Source organism: Spiroplasma endosymbiont of Melieria omissa (genome assembly GCF_964031175.1).
Classification (GTDB): Bacteria; Bacillota_I; Bacilli_A; order Mycoplasmatales; family VBWQ01; genus Spiroplasma_E; species Spiroplasma_E ixodetis_A.
Genome location: NZ_OZ035012.1, coordinates 451,045 through 477,471, shown reverse-complemented (window position 1 = coordinate 477,471; position 26,427 = coordinate 451,045). Strand labels below are relative to the sequence as shown.

Here is a 26,427-nt window from a genome sequence, read left to right as displayed (position 1 = left end):
TAAAATTGTTATAATTTTTATGAATTGTATATTCTCAAAATATATATGCAACTAGATTTTTTATGAAAATATATAATATAAGGTTATAATATTTTAAGAAAGAAGGAAAAGAAATGAATAAATTTGTTAGTGCAAAAAATATGATTGATAAAGCAAAAGCAGGTAAATATGCCGTTGCTCACTTTAATATTAATAATTTAGAATGAACAAGATCTATTCTTGAAGTTGCACAAGAAACTAAATCATCTGTTATTTTAGGTGTTTCAGAAGGTGCTATTAAATACATGGGTGGATTTAACACAGTTGTTAGTATGACTTTAGCGTTATTGAATGATTTAAATATTACTATTCCAGTGGCATTACATTTAGATCATGGTCAATCAGTAGATTCTTGTAAGAAAGCATTAGATGCTGGTTTTAGTTCAGTTATGTTTGATGGTTCTCATTTAGATTTTAATGAAAATATAAAAGGTACCAAAGAAGTAGTTACTTATGCTAAGAAAAAAAATGCATCTGTTGAAGCAGAAGCAGGTACTATTGGTGGTGAAGAAGATGGAGTTATTGGTAGTGGTGAGATTGCTAGTGAGGAAGATTGTAAATCATTAGCAGCTTTAGGAATTGACTTTTTAGCAGCCGGAATAAATAATATTCATGGAAAGTATCCTAAAAATTGAGATGGTTTAAATTTTGATGTGTTAAAAAATTTATCAGTAGCTTCAAATAAGCCAATGGTATTACATGGTGGTTCTGGAATTCCAAAAGATCAGGTTAAAAAAGCTATTAATTTAGGAATTAGTAAAATTAATGTTAATACTGAATTACAAGAAGTATTCGCCGCAGCTATTGAAAAATATGTTACGGAAGGAAAACTTAATGAAGATAAAGGGTTTGATCCTAGAAAAATTTTTAAGCTAGGAATGGAAGCAATTAAACTTAAAGCTAAAGAATTATTAATAGAATTTGGTTCATTAGGAAAATCTTAAATTAAGATAAATTTCAAATATGAAAATTACTTTTATTATCAATAACTTGTGATATTTTTTCATTACTTAAAATATCAATTATTACTTCGGCCTTAATAGCAACTTTCGCCTCTAACATATGACCACCAATTACATTAAAATTATCATCACCAAAAGTAGTATGACAATGAATAATTGGTTTATTTCTATCTTTTTCATCTCAAATGATTGTTCCAATTGTTGATAACAATTCATATTGTTCAAGAAAATTTTTTTTACATAATCAGTACTTTTTTTAGGAATGTAGCCTAAAGTGACATTAGTAATAGCACCAATCATTTGGAATTGTGCCATTCCTATGTTTTCTTTAATAGCAAATTGCTCTAAAGTTTTAATAATCATTTCATCTTTTTCAATAATTAATGCATACTTATTTCCGATCATTTTTTTAATTTTCATAATAAGAATCTCACCTTTCTTTTAGCAGTATTTTAACATATTTATTAATAGCAATAATGATTAAAATTGATTATTATAAGAAAAAAATATTTTTCTTTTTTGTAATAAAAATTATTTTAAAAAGAAAATATATTAATTTTAAAATTAATAGGTATAATAAAACTAATATTTAAACTAAGGAAGTGATAAAGTTGAAAACTAATGGTTTAGTAATTGCTATTGGTAATGATCATACCGCTTATGAATTTAAACAACCAATTATTAAATTTTTACATACAGAAGGCTATCAAATTTTAGATTTAGGAACAAATAGCAGTGAACCTGTTGATTATCCTAATTTTGGTTTTAATGTTGCAAATGCTATTGTTAGTAAAAAAGCAGATTTTGGTATTGTAATTTGTGGTACTGGTATTGGTATTAGCATTGCTACCAATCGTATTAATGGTGTTCGTTGTGCTCTTTGCTATGAAGAAGAAACAGTAAGATTGGCAAGGCTTCATAATGACGCTAATGTTTTAGCACTAGGTGCTAGAATTATTTCTGATTATAAAGCAGTAGAACTTGTGAAATTATTTTTAAATACTAAAACAAGTGATGAAAAAAGACATCAATTAAGAGTTGCAAAACTAAAATAATTTTACTATTAAATTATTAAAGAGAGGATGTTTAAAAATGGATAAATCTTTTAATAAAGGTCTTGATCCAGAATTAAAAAAAATTGTGAAAGATGAATGACAACGTCAACAAAATCATATTGAATTAATAGCTTCAGAAAACTATGTATCACCAGCTGTACTTACACTTGCTGGAACAATATTAACTAATAAGTATGCAGAAGGTTATCCGGGCAGAAGATATTATAATGGTTGCGAAAATGTTGATAAAATTGAAAATTTGGCAATAGAGCGTTTTAAACAATTATTTAATTGTAATCATAAACCAGGTCAATGTAAAAAAGGTAATTTTCATGCTAATGTACAACCTCATTCTGGTAGTCAAGCTAATGCTGAAGCATATGCTGCTATATTACGTCCAGGTGATACTATTCTTGGTATGGAACTTGATGCCGGTGGTCATTTAACTCATGGTTATAAAATTAATTTTTCTGGTAAAATTTATCACGGTGTTAATTATGGTGTAAGTAAAAAGGATGAATATTTAGATTATGATGAAATTTTAAAAATTGCTAAAGAATGTAAACCAAAAATTATTGTAGCAGGAGCTAGTGCTTATTCAAGACTTATTGATTGATCAAAGTTTCGTAAAATTGCCGATACTGTTGGAGCATATTTAATGGTTGATATGGCGCATATTGCTGGATTAATTTCTGCTGGATTACATCAAAATCCTATTTGTTATGCTGATATTACAACAACAACAACTCATAAAACATTGAGAGGACCACGTGGTGGTGCTATTCTTTGCACTGAAGAATTAAAAAAGAAAATTGATAGTGCGGTATTTCCTGGTAATCAAGGTGGACCATTGGAACATATTATTGCAGCAAAAGCACAAGCTTTTTATGAAGCATTAACACCAGAATTTAAAACTTATCAAATGCAAGTAATTAAAAATGCGCAAGCATTAGCAAAAACTTTTCTTGATGCAAAATTTCATGTAGTGGCGGGTGGAACTGATAATCATTTATTAACTGTTAATGTTACTAATATTAACGGTTTAAATGGTAAAGAAGCTGTTGATATTTTAGAAAAGATTAATATTGTTGCTAATAAGAATGGTGTTCCCTTTGATCCTTTACCAGCTGTTATTACTAGTGGTGTTCGTTTTGGTAGTCCAGCAATGACAACGAGAGGTTTTAAAGAAGAGCAGTTTATTGAATTAGGAAAGATTATTATTAGTGCTTGAAAATTACCTAAGGGTATTAATGATGATGGTTTACATGAATTAAGAAAAAAAGTTGATATACTTTTAAATAAATTTCCCATTTATGAAGATATAAAATTACCTCAATAATAAAATAATAATTTTAAATTTGGAATATGAAAATAAGTTTTCTGTTAATTAACAGAAAACTTATTTTATTTTTTTGAATCTTTAATTTCTTTTATTTTTTCAATAAAATTATTATCATATTTAACCGAAGATTGTTCTTTAATAAACTTTATTAATTCCGAAACATCTTCATCACTAATTCATGGTGCTTGTAAGCGATTGATATTATTTTGTCCTGGAGCTAAAAATAACATATCGCCTTTACCTAATAATTTTTCTGCTCCAGCAGTATCAAGGATTGTTTTTGAATCAATTCAAGATGCAACTTTAAAAGCAATTCTTGCTGGAATATTATTTTTAATTACGCCAGTAATTACATCTACTGATGGTCTTTGTGTTGCTATTACTAAATGGATTCCTGCCGCTCGACCCCCATTTGTGTAATTCGCATGATTCCTTCTTCAATTTGCTTGCTTGTACCATTAAATCTGTTAATTCATCAATAACAATAATATAATAAGGTAATTTATCAATTTCTTGACTTATTTTTTTATTATAACTTTCAATATCACGATTTCCATTTTTTGCAAATAGTTGGTATCGACGCATCATTTCTAAAATTACTACTTGTAATGCTGCTGGTGTTTTGTTTGCTTCATTAATTACTGGAATAATTAAATGTGGGATATCATTATAAATTGCTAATTCTACTCATTTAGGATCGATTAATATTAGTTTTATTTCATGAGGTTTGTATTGTAAGAGCAAAGAAATTAGTAAATCATTAATAAAAACGGATTTTCCTGAACCAGTACTACCAGCAATTAATAAGTGGGGCATTTCTTTTAATGAATGAAATATGTAATCACCAGTAGTATTTCTAACCAATACTAATTAATATTTTTTTATTTTTATATTTTTCGCTTATATTTTCAAATTGTTCTTGCATATTAATTGGAACAATATTTTTATTACTAACTTCAATTCCAATCATTGATTTACCAGCTATTGGTGCTTCGATTCTAATATTATTATTTGCTAAAACTAGTTTTAGTTCTTCTTCTAAGTTAGTAATTTTGTTAATTTTCATTCCTGAAGTGATTGAAACCTCGTATAGCTAACTAAAGTAATGTTTACTCATATCTTCAAAAACAAAATCAATCGCTTTTTTAATATTTGGTCAATAATTTGGTAATATTTTTCTTAGAACCTGTTTAGGATCTTTTTAATAGAATTTAACTAAAACAAGAAATAATCATTTATAAATAGGTACTTAACCAATAATTTATTTTCTTTTTCATTTTTTTGTTAAAAAGATTTTATCATTTGAAAACTTATCGACTAAAAATCTATTTTTTATTATAAAATAACCATTATAATATAAATTTTATTAAAAATTAATCAAAAAAGATCCTAAACAGGTTCTTACTGCTTCTTCTAATGTTGATTGAACATTACCATAAGTTTGACTAAAAATAAATTTAGGTGAGTTTAAAATAGTATCTAAAACAATTTGTTCAAAGATGACATCTAATGCTTTAATTTTATCCATTACTTTATCACAATCTGCTAACTCATTTGCTTTATTTCGCATAATTGCTATTGGTATATAGTTAATATTTAATGTTTGTTCTTGTGCTAAATTAGGATTATTAATGTATGATTTAAAATCTAATGGAAATTGTTTTTTATTATCACTAATACTATAAATTGCACGATTAATAGTTACTTGTTCATTATTTAATGTATAAATTTCAAATAATCTTACCATTTGTGCATTTTGTTCATAACTATCATAAAAAATAGTACATTGAATTAATTTATCAATAATATCATAAACTCTTTGTTGTATATCTACTACTTGAAAATATAAGTCATCATTAGCAATATAAATTAAATAACCACTAATTCCTAATTTACTTAATTTAAAAATAGAATTTCAATTTTTTCTATAAAATTCTTGTTGAATTAAATATTGTTTAATAGTTTCATTATTTATTTCCAATGGAGCATTATATAAATTAGCATTATTTTCTGCTACAAAATCAGTAAAATAAGTTTCATGATTAAAATCATTAAAACCAAAATAATTTAAAATTGAAGCATGAGTACTTTTATTTTTATTGGTTAAAAATTTTACTTTTTCATTTTGTGGAATGGCAACACTTTTTAGGACTATTTTTTGGTAGACATTTGTTTTTGATAATTAACTGGAGTTAAGTAGTTTAAAGTGCTGTGGATTCTTATGTTGTTGTATCAATTGATGTAATCAAATAATTCTAATTTTAATTGGATTAATGATCTAAAATTTTTATCATTAATAAATTCAGTTTTGAAAGTTTTAAAAGTTGCTTCAGCAACAGCATTGTCATAAGGACAACCTTTTTTGCTTAAAGAGCGAGTAATATTGAATGCTAGTAAAAGTTTATCAATAATTTTATTATTAAATTCATTACCACAATCACTATGAAATATTTGAATATCTTTTAAACAGCGATTTGATTGCATAAATGCTTGATGTACTAATAAGGCATCTTTTCTAGTACCTACACTATGTCCAATAATTTCGCGGTTAAATAGGTCAATTAATAAGCAAATATAGTTTCATTTACTATTAACTTGAACATAAGTTAAATCACTGACAATAACTTCATTTTTAAGCCTATTATTAAAGTTTCTATTCACAAGATTAGTGATTTTTTCATCATTTACTTTGTTATTATGATTTTTGAATGATAATTTAGTGTATTTTGATATTAAATTATGCTTATTCATAATTTCTTTAATTTTTCGTCTTGATAAATAAATTTCTTGGTTTTCTAATATTACTTTTAATCTTCTTGTTCCATAAACACATTTATTTTCTTTAAAAGCACTAATAATAGCTTCATCATAAATATTATTTTGAATTTTATTTTCTTTTTTCTTTAAATTAAAATAATATGTTGATTTAGAAATTTTTAAAAAATGACACATTGTGCGAATTTTATATTTAAACTTATTGTTTGTAATAATTTCTATTTTCTGCCTATTATTAGTGCTGCTTGCTTTAAAATATCATTTTCCATTCGTAATTGTTTTAATTCTTTTCTTAATTTAATTAATTCATTTTCTTCAACAGAACGATTATCTTTAGCTTTAAAACTACCTGAATTAGTAAATTGCTTAATTCAATTATAAGTAGCTGCTCTTGTAACATTATATTCTTTAGCAAGGTAAGATACTGATTTGCCGCTTTGATATAAAGCTACTATTTGTTTTTTAAATTCATCGGTATATGAATTAATATTGGCCATAATTATAGTTCCTTTCTTTCAACTAATTTGTTCACTTGTCTACGTAATTAGTGTCCAATAAAGTGTAACCCATCCAATATATACTAAATCTTCATTCATTATTTTAGCTATTTCTTTTAAAAAATCTTCTTGTTTATTTTTATCTCTTTGTTCATATAGAAAAGTTTTTTTTATATGTATAATTTAGTTTTTTAAAATAGTTATAAACTGTTTCTTTAGTCATATTTCCAAATTTATCAATTACTTTTTGAACTGTAACATCTTTATTTTCTGCTAAATAATTTTTTAATTCATCTAAATCCTTTATTTTGTGGCTATGTCCTTTTTGATAATTCAAAATTGGTTTTATATGCCCAGTTTCTTTTTTTCTTTTTCTTCATAAAAATAAAGTCTTTCTAGTGATATTGAACACTTTACAAATTTCTTTAATTTTCATATTTTTACTTTCATAAGCTTCTATTACTTTTCTTCGTAAGTCTTCACTGTATGGTTTTGACATAATTTAATCTTCCTAATCTATTTTAATTATTGCTGAATTGTACTTTTAAATTCAAAAACTGTTTAAATTACATATTATTATTTTACATTATTTATGAGTAAACATTACTTTAGTTAGCTATATGTATAGCTAACTAAAGTAATGTTTACTCATATCTTGAAAAACAAAATCAATCGCTTTTTTAATATTTGGTCAATAATTTGGTAATATTTTTCTTATATTATGTTTTATAGCAAATCAAAAATGTTCAATTGGATTTAAATTAGGAGAATATGGCGGAAGAAATAATAGTTTGCATCCAGCATTTTCAATTAATTGTTGTGTTAATTTAGATTTATGAAACGTTGCATTATCTAAAACTATAATTTGTCCACGCTTTAATACTGGAATTAGTTTATTTTTAACATATGATTCAAAAATTTTACTATTGCAATGTCCTTCAAATGCTCATAAGGCTTTTAATTTACCTTTATTTAGTGAACCAATTATACTCATTCTCTTTATTTTATATGCGGGTTTATTATCAAATAATCTTTTACCTTTTTCAGATCAACCATATTTATAAAATTCATTATCATCAATTCCAGATTCATCAATATATACTAAATCTTCATTCATTATTTTAGCTATTTCTTTTAAAAAATCTTCTTGTTTATTTTTATCTCTTTGTTCATATAGAAAAGTTTTTTTTATATGTATAATTTAGTTTTTTAAAATAGTTATAAACTGTTTCTTTAGTCATATTTCCAAATTTATCAATTACTTTTTGAACTGTAACATCTTTATTTTCTGCTAAATAATTTTTTAATTCATCTAAATCCTTTATTTTGTGGCTATGTCCTTTTTGATAATTTAAAATTGGTTTTATATGCCCAGTTTCTTTTTTTCTTTTTCTTCATAAAAATAAAGTCTTTCTAGTGATATTGAACACTTTACAAATTTCTTTAATTTTCATATTTTTACTTTCATAAGCTTCTATTACTTTTCTTCGTAAGTCTTCACTGTATGGTTTTGGCATAATTTAATCTTCCTAATCTATTTTAATTATTGCTGAATTGTACTTTTAAATTCAAAAACTGTTTAAATTACATATTATTATTTTACATTATTTATGAGTAAATATTACTTTAGTTAGCTATATTATTATTTTACATTATTTATGAGTAAATATTACTTTAGTTAGCTATAATTGAAATGCAATAGGAAATTGTGATTTTGTATCTTCTAATTTTTTATCAATTTCTGATTTATTATAATAATTAGTTAAATTTGCACTAATGGTATTAGTTTCATCAATATTAATATTTGAACCAACAGTTAATTTATCTTGTTTTTTATCTAATAAATTATTAGTTTCTAGTTTTGTGTAATAATCACGTTCAGTACGTTCTTCTTCTATAAATTCAGTTGGTGTATCTATTCCTTGATATTGATATATTTCTTCTATATCACCAATTAAATTAATTTTTCCACGTTCAGGATAAGAATTACTGCCACCACTAAATTTTTTATTTCTATTGTTATAGTAAATAGTTCCAATATTTAAAATATTTTTATTTTGTATTTGTTCTTTATAAGTCATGGAATCAACATTTAACAATTCAAATTTATTAAAAACATTATTTAAATAAATTTTAATTACTTTATAAAATTTCATAAAGTTATTTTCTGTTGAATATTGATAACTGATTTTAATAAAATATCATTTAAATGTTTCTATATTATTATTTTCAACTTTTTTTCATAAAGGACTAGTTTCAATATTAAATCAATTATTTTTAACATCATTAATATTTTCGTTTGCTTTAATTAATTCACTATTTAATTTGGTAATTTCATTTTCATTAGTAGTAATTCGTTTTTGTTGTTTAGCAGAAAAGTCACAAGTTGCAGCATGCGTATAATCACCAATTTGTGGATTATTTTGTAATGCTTCTGGTGGTAATGTACCAATTTCATCAGGTCAATCTAAAATCATTGTTTCAGTTTCTTTATCATAATCTGTTGCAACATAACCTTTATTAACAAATTTACTAACAGGACCTCTATATATTTCATTTTCATTATCATCAACTAAATCATCATATAATTTAATTTGTTTTAATAATGTAAATTCTTTTTGTTGTTTTATTAATTCATCAACTTGATTTCTAGTATAAAATGCTTTTAAGTCAATTTTTTCAACATCTATTTCATCATCATTATAACTTGAAAATATTTGTTTTAATTCTGTTAATCTTGCTCATATTTTCATTCTACTAGGTGCTAAATCTCAAACATTAATCGTAGGAGTACTATTTGCACTAAATTGACTACCATTATTAAATTGAATAGTAGCATCAACATTAAATTCAATTGGTGTACGATTAAATACTCAATGTTCAACCATTACATAAACCATATCTCTTAATGTTTCTTTAATTAACTCATCTTTAAAACTATCGAAAGGAAATTTAGATAAAATAAAATCAAGATAAGCATTAATATCATTTTGAGCGCGAATAGCAAAAGTTATAAATCAATCATTAGACTTACTGCATAACGTTTTTAAGTTTTAATGATAAATTATAAAATCCTGCAATTAAATTAAATCTTAAAAATATTCGTTTTCTACCTTTTCTAAATTTATAACCAATAATTTTAAAACATTTTAAAAATGCAAAAACATGTTCAATTTTTCTGCGAGTTTTATTAATAATCTTATTAAAAATTTTAATTTTACTTGTTTTAGGATTATTTTTACTAGTTTTAATGGGTAAAAATGTATTACTATGAATTTTTTGTAAACCTTGATAACCTTTATCTGCAAGAATTACAGTTTCTGACAAAAATTCTAACTTTGAATTTTTAAAAGTTTTAAAATCATGATTTTTACCAGTATCAGGAAAAATATTTAAAATTTCATTAGTATGTGCATTAATTATGGTTTGAAACTTAACAGTATGCATTCATTTTTTGCCAGAAAATCAATCTTTTTGATTATATTTTGGTCGTTCTGTTTCTACTTCTGTTACATCAATTATCAAAATTTTATTTTTGAATTCTTCTTTTTAAAAAAATATTTTTATTTGTTAAATTATTAAACTTATTATTATTTATTAAAATGTCTTCAATTGAACGAATATTTCGTAAAGCAGTAGTATCAACCATATCATACTCAGCACCAATACTATGATATGTACGATTTTCATATAAATATCTTAAAGTCATTACTAGTCTATCTTCTATTGACATTTTATATGGCCTTCCACCAGTGGTATTTTTTAGATTTTGATGATCTAATAAAATATTTAAAATTTCATTAAAAACTAGTTTATTAATACCAACTATTTTACGAAAATATTGATCCGGTTTATCTTTTAATTCAAAATATGTCATAAAATTTATCCTTAACTATTCAAATTTTATTTTAATAATAACAAAAAAATGAAAAGTTAACTAGTTATGCAGTAAGTCTATTAATATTAGGTCATGTATTTATATATTGTTGTGGAGTTTCTGTAATTTTTCCAGTTAATGGATATCAGTTATTATAATTTTCAAGACTGACATCAGTTCAAAGTTTATTAATCATAATTTATCATTCCTTAAAAAATGCTTTTTTATAATGCTTAGTTTTTGTTTTAGTTTTTCTATGTGATATATGGATAATTTCTTTTTGTAATTTTTTCTTACCTTTTTTTACAACTTGACTATATGCAAATTTTTCTAAATGATGTAATAATCCTGTACCAAATAAAGTATTTACTGAAAATTTTAAACCAACGTTTTTAAATGATTTATTAATATTTTCAATAGGATTATTAATAACATTAACTACTTTATGATAAGTCCTTACTATTCTAAATATTTCTCTATATACTTTAAAACTATCTCTAATTACTTGTTGAACAACTGGTGGTGCAAATGCTATTGCTTTTAATCATTTATTTTGATTAACTCCATAACCAATGTATCAACCACTATATCAACGATATCAATGGAATGGATGTATTTGAGTAACAAAAGTTTCTGCTTTAAGAATACTATCAACAACTGTAATTGGTTTATACTTAGGATTACGATGATAAATAGTAATTGCACATTTATCTAATGATAAAGGTTGAATTTTACAACCCATAAATACTGGTGAATTTAATGGAATTAATTGTGCATGTTTAATTGCTCTTTTTTCTGCACTAGTAAATAAATCTGTTACTTTTTCTTTTAATTTATTAATTTTTTCAAATGCTTGTTTTTCTAACTTTTCAAATTTTTCTTGTAATTTATATATAGCTAACTAAAATAATGTTTACTCATATCTTGAAAAACAAAATCAATCGCTTTTTTAATATTTGGTCAATAATTTGGTAATATTTTTCTTATATTATGTTTTATAGCAAATCAAAAATGTTCAATTGGATTTAAATTAGGAGAATATGGCGGAAGAAATAATAGTTTGCATCCAGCATTTTCAATTAATTGTTGTGTTAATTTAGATTTATGAAACGTTGCATTATCTAAAACTATAATTTGTCCACGCTTTAATACTGGAATTAGTTTATTTTTAACATATGATTCAAAAATTTTACTATTGCAATGTCCTTCAAATGCTCATAAGGCTTTTAATTTACCTTTATTTAGTGAACCAATTATACTCATTCTCTTTATTTTATATGCGGGTTTATTATCAAATAATCTTTTACCTTTTTCAGATCAACCATATTTATAAAATTCATTATCATCAATTCCAGATTCATCAATATATACTAAATCTTCATTCATTATTTTAGCTATTTCTTTTAAAAAATCTTCTTGTTTATTTTTATCTCTTTGTTCATATAGAAAAGTTTTTTTTATATGTATAATTTAGTTTTTTAAAATAGTTATAAACTGTTTCTTTAGTCATATTTCCAAATTTATCAATTACTTTTTGAACTGTAACATCTTTATTTTCTGCTAAATAATTTTTTAATTCATCTAAATCCTTTATTTTGTGGCTATGTTCTTTTTGATAATTCAAAATTGGTTTTATATGCCCAGTTTCTTTTTTTCTTTTTTTTCATAAAAATAAAGTCTTTCTAGTGATATTGAACACTTTACAAATTTCTTTAATTTTCATATTTTTACTTTCATAAGCTTCTATTACTTTTCTTCGTAAGTCTTCACTGTATGGTTTTGGCATAATTTAATCTTCCTAATCTATTTTAATTATTGCTGAATTGTACTTTTAAATTCAAAAACTGTTTAAATTACATATTATTATTTTACATTATTTATGAGTAAATATTACTTTAGTTAGCTATATAGTTTTAACCGATGGTTTTGGCAAAAAATTAAACCTCATATCATCAATATGTCTTATTAAATAACAAAATTGAAAAGCACCTATACCAAACTCTTCTTTATATTGAACAAAATAATTTATAAATTTTTCTGATAATTCCAAATTATAGAAATATTTAATATTTTTAGGTTTTGTTGATTTAAATAATAATTCTTCAAAAGGTTTATTTCTGTAGAAAATATCATAAAAACGTTTAGCTCAATAATAAAAGGTTTGCTTTGGCATATGTAATTGAGAAATTATTTCTTTACAAGTATTTTTATTTTTAAAAATAAAACAAAATTTTCTAAATTTACGATAATAAATATTAACTTTGTTAATATTTTTATCATTTTTATACTTTTCTACAAACTTGTTAAATTTATAATCAAATTTAGTAAAATCAGCACTATTAATTAAATATTTCATTTTAAACTACACCTCAACTAATAATATAAAGTTATAAAAACTTTTATTAGTCCAAAAAGTGTGTCTAATCTACAGAAAAGTAGCCAATTAATAATTGCATTTTTTAATCAAACAAGTTAAGATTACTTATGGTAAATGTTATGCCCACGTAGCTCAGTGGATAGAGCACCGCCCTTCTAAGGCGGGGGTCAGAAGTTCGAATCTTCTCGTGGGCGCCATTAAATTTTAAAATACTAAGAAGGTTTAACTAAATAATGATAAATCATGACAATTATTATCAAGACATTATTGGTAAAATTAACCACCTCATTAGTGAAAATAAATGAAATCAAGCAATGAAGTTGGTCAAACATGAATTAGAGATGCCTTATATTCCTATTCATCATGAAATTACATTACAAGAGTTACATCATAATATTACTACTCATATTAGATTAAATAGTAAAAATGAAAGTCATGAGTGAAATTTAGAGAGAATAAGTCATGTATTAATGAATCCATTTGATGAAGATCTTCATCCGGTGGCATTTTATTATTTACAAAGTCATAATGCTAGGTTAATTTTGCCAACAATTAAGATTTATCTTACAAATAAAAATATAAATAATATAAATAAAACACAACTATTATTTATATTAAATAATCAAGGTATTGATGAAGAAATAGAAGTAATAAAAGGTTATGATACATTTAAAATTAATCCAAAAAAAATAACACAATGACAAGAATCACTCGTTTATTTAAAGATTACAAAAATATTTGAAGATGAAGTTCATATTGATAATCCAGGTATTTATGGTATTTGCTTGTTTTTATTGGATAGTTATTTTGAGAATTTGTTTCCAACATTACCTAATAAAAATCAAGCAGCAGCATTAGCAGCTGCTTTGTATATTCGTGCTTGTAGTTTCCAATTTATTAGTGTAAAATTGGTAGAAAGTGCTAAAAAATTTAAAACTACTACTACTTTAATAAAAAAATACTTAAGTATTATGATTCAACAACAAATTACATAAGGAGAGATTTGAAAAATGACATTAAATATTATAAAAGATGAAAAAAATGGTCTTGGAAAATGACATGTTACCATTGATGCTAAAACTTGAAAAGATCAATTGGCAAAAGCTGAAAATAAATTGATTGCACAAGTAGAAATTCCTGGATTTCGTAAAGGAAAAGTTCCTACTAAAATGGCTAAAAAACATGTAACTGAAGAACAAACTTTACAAACAGCAACTAAAGCAGTTATTACTATTGCTTATGATTTTGCCTTAAAACAAAAACCTAACTTAATGCCTACTAATCAACCCGAAGTTAATGTGGAAAAATCTACTATTAAAGAGTGTGAAATAATGTTTGTATTTGATTTACCAGCAGAAATTACTATTGGTAAATATCGTGGTATTGATATAGTAAAACCTGTAGCAACTGTTAATCAAGAAGAAATTGATACTCAAATTAAACTATTACAAGATCGTTTTGCTATTTTTAATCCAAAAGAAAAAGGAAAATTAGAAAAAGGTGATACTGCAGCTTTTAATTTTACTGGTTTTTTAGAAGGTAAAAAATTCCCTGGCGGTGAAACTAAAAACATGGAATTAGAAATTGGTTCTGGTAAATTTATTCCTGGTTTTGAAGAAGGAATGATAGGTATGGAATCTAAATCTAAAAAAACTATTGAAGTAACTTTCCCAGAAGATTATCATGTTCCAAATTTAAAAGGTCAATTAGTACAATTTGAAATTGAATTAAACGAAATAAAAACAAAAGTTATTAATGAAGATTTAGAAGAGTTAGTAAAAGATGTTAACATTCCAGATGTTACTACTACTGAACAATTATTAGAAAATATTAAAAAACAAATTGAAGTACAAAAAACAATGACAATTAAGGAACAATTTATGGAAGAACTTATTGCTAAAATTGTTAAAGATTCAAAAATAATAATTCCAAATTTTGCTGTTAAAAATGAAACTGAACGTTTAGAAAATGAATTTAAAAAACAATTAGCTAATCAAAACTTTACAATTGAAAACTATATGGCAGCAACCGGTTTATCTCATGAAGAAATTATTAATGAAATAAAAAAGGATGCAATTATGCAACTTCAGAATTTTTTAGTTATTGAAGAAATTATTAAACAAGAAAAAATAGAAATTACCGAAGAAGAAGTTCAAAAACAATTAACAACATTTGCCGACCAATTTAAAATAAGCATTGAAGAAGTTAAAGCAAATATTAAAGATTTAAGTTTAGTGACTACTACCCTAAAACGTAATAAAGCCTTTGATTTATTATGAGAAAGTAACGGTAAAAACCAAAAGCAAACAACAAGTGCTTAATTAATTTAATTTGATAATTATTATATAACCTAATTACCAATTTAATAATTAGGTTATTTTATCGTTTATTTTTTTCTTTTCAAAAAGTAAAAATTATCAAAAAAAAATAAATGTAATAAAATACTACTAGTATAAATTAAATATGAATTAATAAGTGCTGCTGCAATAGTATAGTATAAATCAAAAATTAGATATTTTAGCAATTAAGTATTGCAAGTGCTAATGTTTTATATTATAATCCAGTTAATACATTATTTGAGGTGAGACAATGAAGATAAAAAATATTACTAATATTCCAGTACTAGTAACAAGAGGAAGTTTTGTTTTCCCAACAGTTGAAATAGAACTAGAAGTTGGCAGACATAAATCAGTAGCGGCAATTAATGAATCGGTAGCTAAGTTTAATTCAGAAATTATTTTAGTTTCGCAAAAGGATCCAAAAGTAGATAATCCTCAATTAAGTGAAGTCTACAATCATGGTACTTTGTGTAAAGTGCAAATTCAAAAAAGTCATAATGATGGTACACTTACCGTATCTTTTTACGGACAACAAAGAGTTAAAGTTTCTAAGTTTTATGATGATAAATTTTATACAGGAGATGCTGAAACTTTAGTTAATCCTAATGTTTCAAAATCATTAGAAGAAGAGTTGATCCAAAGAATTGTAAATAATTTACAACAGATTTTAGATGTTCATGGTTCAATTCCACAAGGTGTAATTAGTCAAATCACCGATGGAATGAAAGCTAGTGAAATTATTGATAAAATGGCTCAATTTTTACCATTTTTAACTATCAATAAACGACAAGAAATTTTACAAGAAATTGATATTAATAAACGTTTAGATTTATTATTGAAAGATGTTGGTGGTCAAAAACAAGTTGGTGCCATTGAAAAGGATTTAACAGCTAAAATTAAAGATCGTATTGATGAACAACAACGTGAATATTATTTACGAGAAAGATTGCGTGCTATTAAAGAAGAATTAGGCGAAATTGATGGTAAGTCTAATGAAATGAAACGTTATTTAGAACGTTTAGAAACAGAAGAGTTTCCTGAAGCAATCAAAACTCGTGTTAAAGAAGAAATTAGTCGTTATGAAGATATGCCACAAGCTTCAAGTGAATCAAATATAATTCGTACATACATTGATTGAATGATGACTTTACCTTGATTTCAAAAAAGTGAAGAAAAATTTGATTTAATTAATGCAAAAAAAATTCTTGATAAATATCACTATGGTTTAGAAAAAGTTAAAGAAAGAATTATTGAATATCTTGCTGTTAAAAAAATGGCTAAGGCAATGCCAGGACAAATTATTTGTTTAGTTGGTCCTCCTGGTGTTGGTAAGACTTCTTTAGCTAAATCAATTGCTGAAGCGATGGGGCGTACTTTCGTTAAAGTTTCACTTGGTGGAGTTAAAGATGAATCTGAAATTCGTGGTCATCGTAAAACTTATATTGGTGCGATGCCAGGAAGAATTATCCAAGGTATGAAACGTGCTAAAGTTATTAATCCATTATTTTTATTAGATGAAATTGATAAAATGTCATCTGATTATCGTGGTGATCCAGCTAGTGCTATGTTAGAAGTATTAGATCCTGAACAAAATGCTAATTTTTCAGATCATTATATTGAAGAAAATTATGATTTATCACAAGTTATGTTTCTAGCAACAGCTAATTATATGGAAGGTATCCCTGAACCATTAAAAGATCGAATGGAAATTATTGAACTTTCTTCATATACAGAATTAGAAAAACTTGAAATTGCAAAAAAATATTTAATTCCTCGTGTTATTGAAATTACTGGTTTAAATAATAAAATGTTAAAATTTAAACCAAATTCAATTGAAGAAATAATTAAATATTATACAAGAGAATCAGGTGTTCGACAATTAGAAAGATTATTAAATAAAATTGCTCGTAAATTTATTGTTAAACTTTTGAATAAAAAAATTAGTACTGAAGAAATTGTTACTGACAATGTTAAAGATTATTTAGGAAAACAAATTTTCGATTATACTAAAAAAGAAAATGAATCACAAATTGGAGTGGTAACTGGTCTTGCTTATACTCAATATGGTGGTGATATCTTACCAATTGAAGTAAACTACTTTAAAGGAAAAGGTAATTTAGTATTAACTGGTAAATTAGGTGAAGTTATGAAAGAATCTGCTACTATTGCTTTAGATTATATTAAAGCAAATGCTATTACTTTCAATATTCCTGATACTTTCTTTGCAGAACATGATATTCATATCCATGTTCCTGAAGGAGCAGTGCCAAAGGATGGTCCAAGTGCTGGTATTACTTTAACAACTGCAATTATTTCTGCTCTGACAAGTAGACCTGTATCAAAAGATATTGGTATGACAGGTGAAATTACACTTCGTGGTCATGTATTACCAATTGGTGGATTAAAAGAAAAATCAATTTCTGCCCATCGTAGTGGACTAAAAACAATTTTAATTCCAAAAGCTAATATAAAAGACTTAGAAGATATTCCAGAAGAAGTAAAGAAAAAATTAAATATTGTTTCAGTTGAATTTTATTCTGAAGTATATGATTTTATTTTTAATAAACATAAAGCAAAAATTCACTCACCTATTAATAATATTAAACCAACTTCAAGTATTATTGATGAAGGTTAAAATCTAATTAAATTATTAATAACTATAACTTTAAAAAAGTAAATACTAAAAACAAGTATTTACTTTTTTTATATAAAATTTTTTTATATTTGTGATAAATTTGATTTGCTTTTATTTGTTACAGAAAAATTAATTTCCGAATTTACACTTTTAATTATATTTTTTTTGTTAATTCGTAATATTAGTTCATTTATTTTTACTAAATTTTGTTGTTTAATTTCTTTAATTTTTGTTAAAATAGTTACTTTTATTTCTATTTTTTTATTTCAATTAAATAATCCAATAGTAAGTACTTTCATTATTTTATTTATTTTTTTATTTATTTTTTTATTATTTAATTTTTTTGATAGGTTATTTATTGAATTTATAAAATTATTTTCTAATTTTTTTAAGGATTCTAAAGTTTTTATTTTTTTATTTAAAAATTGATAATGATTTTGAGTATTTTTTTTATTATTTTCTCAAAAGTCAAAAATATCATTGTAATCTTTACTATAAGTTTCAATCGGAAAATGTAAATAAAGATTAATAATATGATAATTATCTGCTATAAAGTTAACTTCTCTTTCTAAGTCATTAATATCCATTTTTAATGTCTCCTCTTTTAAAAAATAAAAAACCCTTTACTTTTAAAATAAAGTAATGGGTTAAAACTTTGATCAAGTTTGTTTTTATATTATATATTATTTTAATTTTATAATTGAAAAATTAAATTATAAATAGTAAAAGTGTTGTTATTAATATTTTTTATATTTTTATATAAAAATATTTAAAATTAAAAAATTGTGCATGGTGGACAACATTTTTTACCATATTGCATATTAATTAATTCTTCTGAATTTATACTATTTATATCATCATTAGTTATTAGAAAAGTACTATCTTTTAAATATTGATCTTGGAATGGCAACACTTTTTAGGACTATTTTTTGGTAGACATTTGTTTTTGATAATTAACTGGAGTTAAGTAGTTTAAAGTGCTGTGGATTCTTATGTTGTTGTATCAATTGATGTAATCAAATAATTCTAATTTTAATTGGATTAATGATCTAAAATTTTTATCATTAATAAATTCAGTTTTGAAAGTTTTAAAAGTTGCTTCAGCAACAGCATTGTCATAAGGACAACCTTTTTTGCTTAAAGAGCGAGTAATATTGAATGCTAGTAAAAGTTTATCAATAATTTTATTATTAAATTCATTACCACAATCACTATGAAATATTTGAATATCTTTTAAACAGCGATTTGATTGCATAAATGCTTGATGTACTAATAAGGCATCTTTTCTAGTACCTACACTATGTCCAATAATTTCGCGGTTAAATAGGTCAATTAATAAGCAAATATAGTTTCATTTACCATTAACTTGAACATAAGTTAAATCACTGACAATAACTTCATTTTTAAGCCTATTATTAAAGTTTCTATTCACAAGATTAGTGATTTTTTCATCATTTACTTTGTTATTATGATTTTTGAATGATAATTTAGTGTATTTTGATATTAAATTATGCTTATTCATAATTTCTTTAATTTTTCGTCTTGATAAATAAATTTCTTGGTTTTCTAATATTACTTTTAATCTTCTTGTTCCATAAACACATTTATTTTCTTTAAAAGCACTAATAATAGCTTCATCATAAATATTATTTTGAATTTTATTTTCTTTTTTCTTTAAATTAAAATAATATGTTGATTTAGAAATTTTTAAAAAATGACACATTGTGCGAATTTTATATTTAAACTTATTGTTTGTAATAATTTCTATTTTCTGCCTATTATTAGTGCTGCTTGCTTTAAAATATCATTTTCCATTCGTAATTGTTTTAATTCTTTTCTTAATTTAATTAATTCATTTTCTTCAACAGAACGATTATCTTTAGCTTTAAAACTACCTGAATTAGTAAATTGCTTAATTCAATTATAAGTAGCTGCTCTTGTAACATTATATTCTTTAGCAAGGTAAGATACTGATTTGCCGCTTTGATATAAAGCTACTATTTGTTTTTTAAATTCATCGGTATATGAATTAATATTGGCCATAATTATAGTTCCTTTCTTTCAACTAATTTGTTCACTTGTCTACGTAATTAGTGTCCAATAAAGTGTAACCCATCCATCTTCATTATTTAACTGTTGGAGGTTAAAATTAAATTCTAGATTTCCATTTTCAATTTCATCTAAATGTTCTTCATAATCTACTAATAATTTTTGTTTTAAGTTAACAATTTTTTCATTGATTAAAGCAATTTCTTTTAATACCTTTTCTTTATTATTAAGACTAAAATTTTTGTTAGAACCTGTTTAGGATCTTTTTTGATTAATTTTTAATAAAATTTATATTATAATGGTTATTTTATAATAAAAAATAGATTTTTAGTCGATAAGTTTTCAAATGATAAAATTTTTTTAACAAAAAAATGAAAAAGAAAATAAATTATTGGTTAAGTACCTATTTATAAATGATTATTTCTTGTTTTAGTTAAATTCTATTAAAAAGATCCTAAACAGGTTCTTAAATGGATTCAAACTTTTTTTCTAATTGTCTTTTCTCTTTTTTTAATTTTTTTATTTCTTTTTTTTGTGCATTTTTTTTCATAATTTTCTCCTTTTAAAAATAAAAACTCATTTACTTTTTATGAAAATAATGAGTAAAAACCTAATAAAGTTTACAATATATAGCTAACTAAAGTAATATTTACTCATATCTTGAAAAACAAAATCAATCGCTTTTTTAATATTTGGTCAATAATTTGGTAATATTTTTCTTATATTATGTTTTATAGCAAATCAAAAATGTTCAATTGGATTTAAATTAGGAGAATATGGCGGAAGAAATAATAGTTTGCATCCAGCATTTTCAATTAATTGTTGTGTTAATTTAGATTTATGAAACGTTGCATTATCTAAAACTATAATTTGTCCACGCTTTAATACTGGAATTAGTTTATTTTTAACATATGATTCAAAAATTTTACTATTGCAATGTCCTTCAAATGCTCATAAGGCTTTTAATTTACCTTTATTTAGTGAACCAATTATACTCATTCTCTTTATTTTATATGCGGGTTTATTATCAAATAATCTTTTACCTTTTTCAGATCAACCATATTTATAAAATTCATTATCATCAATTCCAGATTCATCAATATATACTAAATCTTCATTCATTATTTTAGCTATTTCTTTTAAAAAATCTTCTTGTTTATTTTTATCTCTTTGTTCATATAGAAAAGTTTTTTTTATATGTATAATTTAGTTTTTTAAAATAGTTATAAACTGTTTCTTTAGTCATATTTCCAAATTTATCAATTACTTTTTGAACTGTAACATCTTTATTTTCTGCTAAATAATTTTTTAATTCATCTAAATCCTTTATTTTGTGGCTATGTCCTTTTTGATAATTCAAAATTGGTTTTATATGCCCAGTTTCTTTTTTTCTTTTTTTTCATAAAATAAAGTCTTTCTAGTGATATTGAACACTTTACAAATTTCTTTAATTTTCATATTTTTACTTTCATAAGCTTCTATTACTTTTCTTCGTAAGTCTTCACTGTATAGTTTTGGCATAATTTAATCTTCCTAATCTATTTTAATTATTGCTGAATTGTACTTTTAAATTCAAAAACTGTTTAAATTACATATTATTATTTTACATTATTTATGAGTAAATATTACTTTAGTTAGCTATATTATATAATATTTTAATTTTTATAACTTAAAAAACAAGTAATATTTATGTAATAATTATGATAAAATTATAAAATTATAGGAAGGAAGTAATTATGATTAAAGATAAAAAAAATAATGTTGAAATCATTAATGTCAGTAAAAACTATGATAGTAATGAAGTCATTAAAAATGTTAGTCTGAATATTGCTATTGGTGCCAAAATTGGTATTGTTGGCACCAATGGTACTGGAAAAACAACATTATGTGAAATGATTTCCCAACTTCGTAAACCAACAACAGGTACTATTAATATTAAACCTGATTTAAAAATAGGCATGCAATTACAAGAAACTAAATTTCCTCGTGGTCTAACTGGTTGAGATATGGCCCAATATTATATGAGAGCTTATCGTTTAAATAAGTCTGTTGAAGACATTCAAAAGTTATTGTACTATTTGGACGCTGAAGCATTTATTAATAAACCCATTATTACTTTATCGGGCGGTCAACAACAAAAAATAAATATTTTATTAGCATTAATTGTTGAACCAGATTTATTAATTTTAGATGAATTAGCTACGGGATTAGATTTAGAGGTACGTGAGCGAATTTATGAATTACTAGAAAAAGAAGTTTTTATTAAACCTAATCTTTCAGTATTGATTGTTTCACATAATATGCAAGAAATTGAACGTTTTTGTCAACAAATTATTTTCATGTTTGAAGGTTCAATTATTAGTATAAATGATGTTAAAACTGTTGTTAAAGAATATGGAAGTATTGAAGAATATGTTAAAACTAAATTTAAAGAATATAAAATAGGTATGTATGATAGTGAAGCGTTATTAAAAAGATTAGGAGGGGAAAATAATGAAAAATGAGCTAAGTCTTGAAAAAAACACCTTAAAAAACAAAAATAATGATTGATCTCTTCTTAATTTATTTTGAAGTTATTTAAAACGTAATCGTTCAATTATTATTTTTTCAGTTTTCGTTTCACCATTGATTTTTATTGGTGCATCAATTGGTGGAAATAATCAAATATTATCATCACCTGCTGGTAAAAATATTGGACGATTTATTTTGATGATTATTTGATTGACACAAACTGCTTCCTTTTCAATTCAAACTTTTTTAGCTATTTTACTAGATTTAAAACAAAGCGTAGTTTATCGACGCATTGGTTTAACAAGAATTAGCAAAACCAAGTTTATTATTATAACATCAATATTTAATTTAGCTTTAGTTTTAATTTCTGATATTATTATTTTTATTGGTGTTATTATTATTGGTTATGTTGTTCCTTTATCTGGAATGATTAGTTCCATTTTTAATTGACAATTATTAATTGTTATTTTTTTAAATACTTTTTTCTATTACTATTACTAGTATTGCTTTGCTAATGTCAGTTATTATTAAAAGTCGTACTGGACAAGCAATTGTTAGTTTATTTACTAGTTTATTAATTGTTGCGCCATTAATTATTTTAACTTACTTTTTAGCTAGTCTTATTGGTGAAGGATTAGTTTCAAGTATTGGTGTTGGTGCTGTTGTTGGTATTTTAGTAGGTATATTTATTGCTTTAAATCTTATTAGTTGTGGCATTTATTATTTAACTTGAAAACTATTTAAATGATTTGATTAATTTTTATAAAATTATGTAATGAATTATAAAATAACAAAGGAGTGAAAATATACAATGCTTAAAAATATAAGAAAATATAGCTAACTAAACATATTAGAAAACATAAAAAAGAATGTCATTTATGTAAACAGCATTCAAATAAAATACAATTGGAGGAATAAAAAATGAATTTATCAAAAGAATTAATAACAGCAGTATTAAGTGGAGCATTAGCTAGTGGAATTATAGTTACTATTGTTTTATTATTTTTATCAAAAATTATTAAAAAATCAAAACAAAATAAAATATCAAAAGAATTAAAAAGAGATAAAGAAATTCAATTTATTATTGAAAATATTAAACAAATAAATTCTCAATTACAATTAGAAACTACATCAGTTGCTAAATTACTTGATAGTTTTAATAATGATAATGAAAAAGATGAAGTATTTAAAAATACTATTATTAGTCAAAGAGCTTCTAAAAAAGAATTATCAGAAAAAGATAAGAAAAAAGCAACTAAAGTTGGAATTTAAAGGGTTTAAATACCCTTTATTTTACATTAAGGAGTAAATTATTATGGCAATTAAAGAACCATTAATGTTTATAACAGTTGAAGAATTTAAAAATTCTAAATATTTTAATGAATTATTATTTGATAAAGTAACTACTCCAGATAATGAAATTTGATTTGCAATATCTGTAGCAAGTAGTAATATTGATTACTTAAGTGGTTTTACTATTTCAAAAAAATGACCAGAAATAACACCAACTGATTTTACTGATAATATTCAAACAGCAACTACTCATTATGTTAGATTTTTATTAACTAAAGATGTAGATTATTTACGTGGTCAAGGTTTAATTAGTCAAGGTGGATTAACTTATAGTGAAACTAATCCAGATGACCCTTATTTTATACCACCAGAAGTATTTAATTGTTTAAGAAAAATTAAAGAATATCCAAATATTAAAGGTTTTAATTTAAAAGATATAGAACCACAAAAAAATAATTGATTTAATAAATTTATTTCAAATTGTGGTGAAGATAGTCCATTAACTGCATATATACCTTATAATAATATAAAATCATTAGATTCTAGAACTAAAATTACTATCAGTCATCCACAAAATTTATTAAGACCAATAGTTAATATTGATACAACTGATATTAAAACAAATATTGATAATTTATTATGAGAAGTTGATAAAGATATTCCTAATTTTATTAAACCAAAAGATGATAAAGGTATTAGTGCTAATGATAAAAGAATAATTGATGTTGGAACACCTACATTTTTAACTGATGCTACAAATAAAGTATATGTTGATAATTTATTAGATAAAAAACAAGATAAATTAATTGCTGGTGAAAATATTAAAATTGATGAAAATAATAAAATTAGTGCTACTGGTGGTAGTAGTGAATCATTATGAGAAATAGACATTAATAGTCCTAATATTATTCAACCTAAAGAAAAAAGAAAATGGTAAGGTTAAAAATTATGAATTTACTTGAAATCAAAAAGAAAAATCTGGATGGGTTACACTTTATTGGACACTAATTACGTAGACAAGTGAACAAATTAGTTGAAAGAAAGGAACTATAATTATGGCCAATAAAGTGTAACCCATCCATAATGATAGAATAATAATTTCTTTACAAATGCAAAATGATACAATTGCTATTGTTAGTGACCCTGTAAGATATGGACAACTTTTAAAATTAGAAGAATTACAGGAATAATATTATGAATAAAGAATTTACTTATTTACATGAAATTAGTTATTGATTATTAAATAAAAGTGATTTTACTCATAGTGAATATAATTTAAGTGGAAGTCGTTATTCAAGTAAAACATATAGTATTGCAGAAGAATTAGCAATATTAATTGCAATTTCAATTAAAGTTAATAAATTAATTGCTATATATTGTTTTAGAAAATTAAATAAAGATATTAATGATTTAGTTAAAGAAATTTATAATGCTTTAATAACAATTGGATTAAATGATTATAAAGATTTTACTTTAAAATATCCTAATAAACAAGCAGACTTTCGTTTTAAAGGTTCAAAATCATTTATTAGAGTTATGGGTGTATATAGTAATTCAAATGATAGAATACCTTTAAAAGGGCTTTCTCGTAGTGAAATAAAAGGATTTGATTTAGCAATTGAATGATGTGAAGAAGCAAATGAATTTAGTCAACAAGAATTTCAAGCAATAACATTTGCATTAGGAAATGCTAAAAAAAGAATAAAAATTAAAAGTTGTAATCCAGATAATATTTATCAATATTTTATTGAATATATGAATAAAATAGTACCTTTTAATTTAGAAATTATGAAAACTAATAATGAACAAATTAAATCAATATTTGATAATAATATTTTTAAATTATTTCATTATTCAAATTGAAAAGTAAATTCTCATAATTTGACATTAGATATGATTAATGATTTAGAAGAATTAAAAATATTAGACCCTATTAAAGCACAAAGTTGATATTATGGTGTACCAAGTGTTCTAACTGGTGCTATATTTGCAAGATATCTTGATAAAGTTGGTACTAAATTAGATTTTCAAGTACAAAGATTAACTGGTGGATTAGATATTGGTATGGCAACAAGTAGTAGTGGTCATCCAACTGCTGCTTCATTATGATTTATTGGTGAAAATGAATATAGTAGAAGAGCACATAAAGAAAGTGAATTTTATCATAGTAATGTAACAATGCAATATAAAGATACTGATACATTAGCAAATGATATTATTAATTATTATTTAAATGAAAGTAAACGTTATATAGCAATGTTATTTGGTTTTATTTGTTATGTTGATTATGGTAATGGTGGATTAGTATTTATTGATGTTTTAAAAAGTTGAGTTAAAAAACGTAATATAACATGATTAAAATTTATAGCAGTAGATAAATCAACTTTATATTTAAATGATAGAATTGATTTTACAACAATTTGTATGCTTAAAAATATTATTAGTTTTAATTGAGAAAGATGTCCAGAAACTAAAAGACAATATAGTTTAATGCAATGATTATCTAAAGTAAAAATAGATACTAATAATAATACTCCTAAAATGTTAGATTTACATGATGATACTTGAGATAGTGATATGTATGCTTTAATGCATGAAATGAAATGATTAATTAATGGTATTAATAATAAATTATTAATTAATAAAAATAAATTTAATGGTGATGAATTATGATAA

33 protein-coding genes, 1 tRNA gene and 2 pseudogenes are annotated in these 26,427 nt (G+C 23.7%); 13 read left to right on the top strand and 23 right to left on the bottom strand.

Annotation, left to right across the window (positions count from 1 at the left end; genetic code table 4):
• Positions 1–113: 113 nt before the first annotated feature.
• Positions 114–983 (top strand): class II fructose-1,6-bisphosphate aldolase, encoded by an 870-nt coding sequence (gene fba / locus ACQH26_RS03195; protein ID WP_425382821.1) that lies wholly within the window; start codon positions 114–116, stop codon positions 981–983.
• A 127-nt stretch (positions 984–1,110) separates the two neighbouring features.
• Here fba and ACQH26_RS03190 read toward each other — a convergent pair.
• Positions 1,111–1,364, bottom strand: a pseudogene (locus ACQH26_RS03190) (PPC domain-containing DNA-binding protein); the annotation flags it as partial.
• A gap of 263 nt (positions 1,365–1,627) precedes the next feature.
• Here ACQH26_RS03190 and rpiB point away from each other — a divergent pair.
• Both rpiB and glyA read left to right on the top strand, forming a co-directional pair.
• The gene (gene rpiB, locus ACQH26_RS03185; protein ID WP_174480264.1) at positions 1,628–2,056 is read left to right on the top strand and encodes a ribose 5-phosphate isomerase B; all 429 of its coding nucleotides are present in this window, start codon (positions 1,628–1,630) and stop codon (positions 2,054–2,056) included.
• Positions 2,057–2,093: 37 nt separating this feature from the next.
• A complete protein-coding gene (glyA, locus tag ACQH26_RS03180) occupies positions 2,094–3,395 on the top strand; it encodes a serine hydroxymethyltransferase (RefSeq protein ID WP_425382820.1) in 1,302 nt (433 codons plus the stop codon).
• 65 nt (positions 3,396–3,460) lie between these two features.
• Here the strand turns inward: glyA and ACQH26_RS03175 are convergent, their stop codons facing one another.
• The 16 genes and pseudogenes from ACQH26_RS03175 to ACQH26_RS03100 form a co-directional block, all read right to left on the bottom strand.
• Positions 3,461–3,628, bottom strand: a complete 168-nt coding sequence (locus tag ACQH26_RS03175) for a hypothetical protein (RefSeq protein ID WP_339043248.1) — start codon at positions 3,626–3,628, stop codon at positions 3,461–3,463.
• 103 nt (positions 3,629–3,731) lie between these two features.
• Entirely contained in the window at positions 3,732–4,262 is a 531-nt protein-coding gene (locus ACQH26_RS03170) for an FtsK/SpoIIIE domain-containing protein (protein ID WP_425382819.1), read from the bottom strand.
• A pseudogene (locus ACQH26_RS03165) lies at positions 4,255–4,479 on the bottom strand (DNA translocase FtsK); the annotation flags it as partial. The gene ACQH26_RS03170 and the pseudogene ACQH26_RS03165, both read right to left, overlap by 8 nt.
• A 285-nt stretch (positions 4,480–4,764) precedes the next feature.
• Positions 4,765–5,379, bottom strand: a complete 615-nt coding sequence (locus ACQH26_RS03160) for a hypothetical protein (protein ID WP_425382818.1) — start codon at positions 5,377–5,379, stop codon at positions 4,765–4,767.
• A gap of 170 nt (positions 5,380–5,549) precedes the next feature.
• Positions 5,550–6,670 (bottom strand): IS3 family transposase gene (locus ACQH26_RS03155; protein WP_425382817.1). Its coding sequence is split into 2 segments (ribosomal slippage): positions 5,550–6,400 and positions 6,400–6,670, totalling 1,122 coding nucleotides; the frame shifts between segments, so codons are not numbered across the junction.
• Positions 6,671–6,809: 139 nt separating this feature from the next.
• On the bottom strand, positions 6,810–7,169 hold the full coding sequence (locus tag ACQH26_RS03150; protein ID WP_425382360.1) for a helix-turn-helix domain-containing protein: 360 nt from the start codon (positions 7,167–7,169) through the stop codon (positions 6,810–6,812).
• A 129-nt stretch (positions 7,170–7,298) separates the two neighbouring features.
• Entirely contained in the window at positions 7,299–7,787 is a 489-nt protein-coding gene (locus ACQH26_RS03145) for an IS630 family transposase (protein ID WP_425381862.1), read from the bottom strand.
• A gap of 40 nt (positions 7,788–7,827) precedes the next feature.
• Positions 7,828–8,187 carry a helix-turn-helix domain-containing protein gene (locus ACQH26_RS03140; protein ID WP_425381863.1) on the bottom strand — a complete coding sequence of 120 codons (360 nt, stop codon included), beginning with the start codon at positions 8,185–8,187 and terminating at the stop codon, positions 7,828–7,830.
• Positions 8,188–8,352: 165 nt separating this feature from the next.
• Positions 8,353–9,570: a hypothetical protein gene (locus ACQH26_RS03135; RefSeq protein WP_425382816.1), complete on the bottom strand. Its 1,218-nt coding sequence runs from the start codon at positions 9,568–9,570 to the stop codon at positions 8,353–8,355.
• 130 nt (positions 9,571–9,700) lie between these two features.
• Positions 9,701–10,195 (bottom strand): transposase family protein, encoded by a 495-nt coding sequence (locus ACQH26_RS03130; protein ID WP_425381872.1) that lies wholly within the window; start codon positions 10,193–10,195, stop codon positions 9,701–9,703.
• A gap of 4 nt (positions 10,196–10,199) precedes the next feature.
• Positions 10,200–10,547, bottom strand: coding sequence for a transposase family protein (locus ACQH26_RS03125; protein WP_425381897.1), 348 nt, complete (start codon positions 10,545–10,547; stop codon positions 10,200–10,202).
• A 64-nt stretch (positions 10,548–10,611) separates the two neighbouring features.
• Complete coding sequence (locus tag ACQH26_RS03120; RefSeq protein ID WP_425382815.1) at positions 10,612–10,743, bottom strand: hypothetical protein; 132 nt, start codon at positions 10,741–10,743, stop codon at positions 10,612–10,614.
• Between the two features lie 3 nt (positions 10,744–10,746).
• Positions 10,747–11,289, bottom strand: a complete 543-nt coding sequence (locus ACQH26_RS03115) for a hypothetical protein (protein ID WP_425382814.1) — start codon at positions 11,287–11,289, stop codon at positions 10,747–10,749.
• A 155-nt stretch (positions 11,290–11,444) separates the two neighbouring features.
• Complete coding sequence (locus tag ACQH26_RS03110) at positions 11,445–11,933, bottom strand: IS630 family transposase (protein WP_425381862.1); 489 nt, start codon at positions 11,931–11,933, stop codon at positions 11,445–11,447.
• Positions 11,934–11,973: 40 nt separating this feature from the next.
• Positions 11,974–12,333 carry an IS630 transposase-related protein gene (locus ACQH26_RS03105; RefSeq protein WP_425382813.1) on the bottom strand — a complete coding sequence of 120 codons (360 nt, stop codon included), beginning with the start codon at positions 12,331–12,333 and terminating at the stop codon, positions 11,974–11,976.
• 117 nt (positions 12,334–12,450) lie between these two features.
• Complete coding sequence (locus ACQH26_RS03100) at positions 12,451–12,903, bottom strand: hypothetical protein (RefSeq protein ID WP_425382812.1); 453 nt, start codon at positions 12,901–12,903, stop codon at positions 12,451–12,453.
• Between the two features lie 142 nt (positions 12,904–13,045).
• On the opposite strand from ACQH26_RS03100, the gene ACQH26_RS03095 reads away from it, so the two are divergent.
• The 4 genes from ACQH26_RS03095 (at position 13,046) to lon (ending at position 17,898) form a co-directional block, all read left to right on the top strand.
• Positions 13,046–13,121 (top strand) — tRNA-Arg (locus ACQH26_RS03095).
• A gap of 36 nt (positions 13,122–13,157) precedes the next feature.
• Positions 13,158–13,919, top strand: coding sequence for a DUF3196 family protein (locus ACQH26_RS03090; RefSeq protein ID WP_425382811.1), 762 nt, complete (start codon positions 13,158–13,160; stop codon positions 13,917–13,919).
• Between the two features lie 15 nt (positions 13,920–13,934).
• Positions 13,935–15,245: a trigger factor gene (tig, locus tag ACQH26_RS03085; RefSeq protein ID WP_425382810.1), complete on the top strand. Its 1,311-nt coding sequence runs from the start codon at positions 13,935–13,937 to the stop codon at positions 15,243–15,245.
• A 268-nt stretch (positions 15,246–15,513) separates the two neighbouring features.
• The gene (gene lon, locus ACQH26_RS03080; RefSeq protein ID WP_425382809.1) at positions 15,514–17,898 is read left to right on the top strand and encodes an endopeptidase La; all 2,385 of its coding nucleotides are present in this window, start codon (positions 15,514–15,516) and stop codon (positions 17,896–17,898) included.
• An 83-nt stretch (positions 17,899–17,981) separates the two neighbouring features.
• Here lon and ACQH26_RS03075 read toward each other — a convergent pair whose 3' ends face one another.
• From ACQH26_RS03075 to ACQH26_RS03050, 6 genes are all read right to left on the bottom strand, one after another.
• On the bottom strand, positions 17,982–18,485 hold the full coding sequence (locus ACQH26_RS03075) for a hypothetical protein (protein ID WP_425382808.1): 504 nt from the start codon (positions 18,483–18,485) through the stop codon (positions 17,982–17,984).
• 188 nt (positions 18,486–18,673) lie between these two features.
• On the bottom strand, positions 18,674–18,811 hold the full coding sequence (locus ACQH26_RS03070) for a hypothetical protein (RefSeq protein WP_425382807.1): 138 nt from the start codon (positions 18,809–18,811) through the stop codon (positions 18,674–18,676).
• Between the two features lie 9 nt (positions 18,812–18,820).
• A protein-coding gene (locus tag ACQH26_RS03065) for an IS3 family transposase (protein ID WP_425381867.1) occupies positions 18,821–19,941 on the bottom strand; the annotation gives its coding sequence in 2 pieces (ribosomal slippage) (positions 18,821–19,671 and positions 19,671–19,941; 1,122 coding nt in all).
• 639 nt (positions 19,942–20,580) lie between these two features.
• Positions 20,581–21,069, bottom strand: a complete 489-nt coding sequence (locus ACQH26_RS03060; RefSeq protein ID WP_425382099.1) for an IS630 family transposase — start codon at positions 21,067–21,069, stop codon at positions 20,581–20,583.
• 40 nt (positions 21,070–21,109) lie between these two features.
• A complete protein-coding gene (locus ACQH26_RS03055; protein ID WP_425382576.1) occupies positions 21,110–21,307 on the bottom strand; it encodes a hypothetical protein in 198 nt (65 codons plus the stop codon).
• Positions 21,308–21,315: 8 nt separating this feature from the next.
• Positions 21,316–21,468, bottom strand: coding sequence for a helix-turn-helix domain-containing protein (locus ACQH26_RS03050; RefSeq protein ID WP_425382806.1), 153 nt, complete (start codon positions 21,466–21,468; stop codon positions 21,316–21,318).
• Positions 21,469–21,683: 215 nt separating this feature from the next.
• On the opposite strand from ACQH26_RS03050, the gene ACQH26_RS03045 reads away from it, so the two are divergent.
• The 6 genes from ACQH26_RS03045 (at position 21,684) to ACQH26_RS03020 (ending at position 26,427) form a co-directional block, all read left to right on the top strand.
• Entirely contained in the window at positions 21,684–22,490 is an 807-nt protein-coding gene (locus tag ACQH26_RS03045; RefSeq protein WP_425382805.1) for an ATP-binding cassette domain-containing protein, read from the top strand.
• Positions 22,441–22,959: a hypothetical protein gene (locus tag ACQH26_RS03040; protein WP_425382804.1), complete on the top strand. Its 519-nt coding sequence runs from the start codon at positions 22,441–22,443 to the stop codon at positions 22,957–22,959. Before ACQH26_RS03045 ends, ACQH26_RS03040 begins: the two co-directional genes overlap by 50 nt.
• A gap of 13 nt (positions 22,960–22,972) precedes the next feature.
• The gene (locus ACQH26_RS03035) at positions 22,973–23,215 is read left to right on the top strand and encodes a hypothetical protein (protein WP_425382803.1); all 243 of its coding nucleotides are present in this window, start codon (positions 22,973–22,975) and stop codon (positions 23,213–23,215) included.
• A 164-nt stretch (positions 23,216–23,379) separates the two neighbouring features.
• Positions 23,380–23,730, top strand: coding sequence for a hypothetical protein (locus ACQH26_RS03030; protein WP_174480758.1), 351 nt, complete (start codon positions 23,380–23,382; stop codon positions 23,728–23,730).
• Between the two features lie 43 nt (positions 23,731–23,773).
• Positions 23,774–24,688 (top strand): hypothetical protein, encoded by a 915-nt coding sequence (locus tag ACQH26_RS03025; protein WP_425382281.1) that lies wholly within the window; start codon positions 23,774–23,776, stop codon positions 24,686–24,688.
• A 257-nt stretch (positions 24,689–24,945) separates the two neighbouring features.
• Complete coding sequence (locus ACQH26_RS03020) at positions 24,946–26,427, top strand: hypothetical protein (protein ID WP_425382282.1); 1,482 nt, start codon at positions 24,946–24,948, stop codon at positions 26,425–26,427.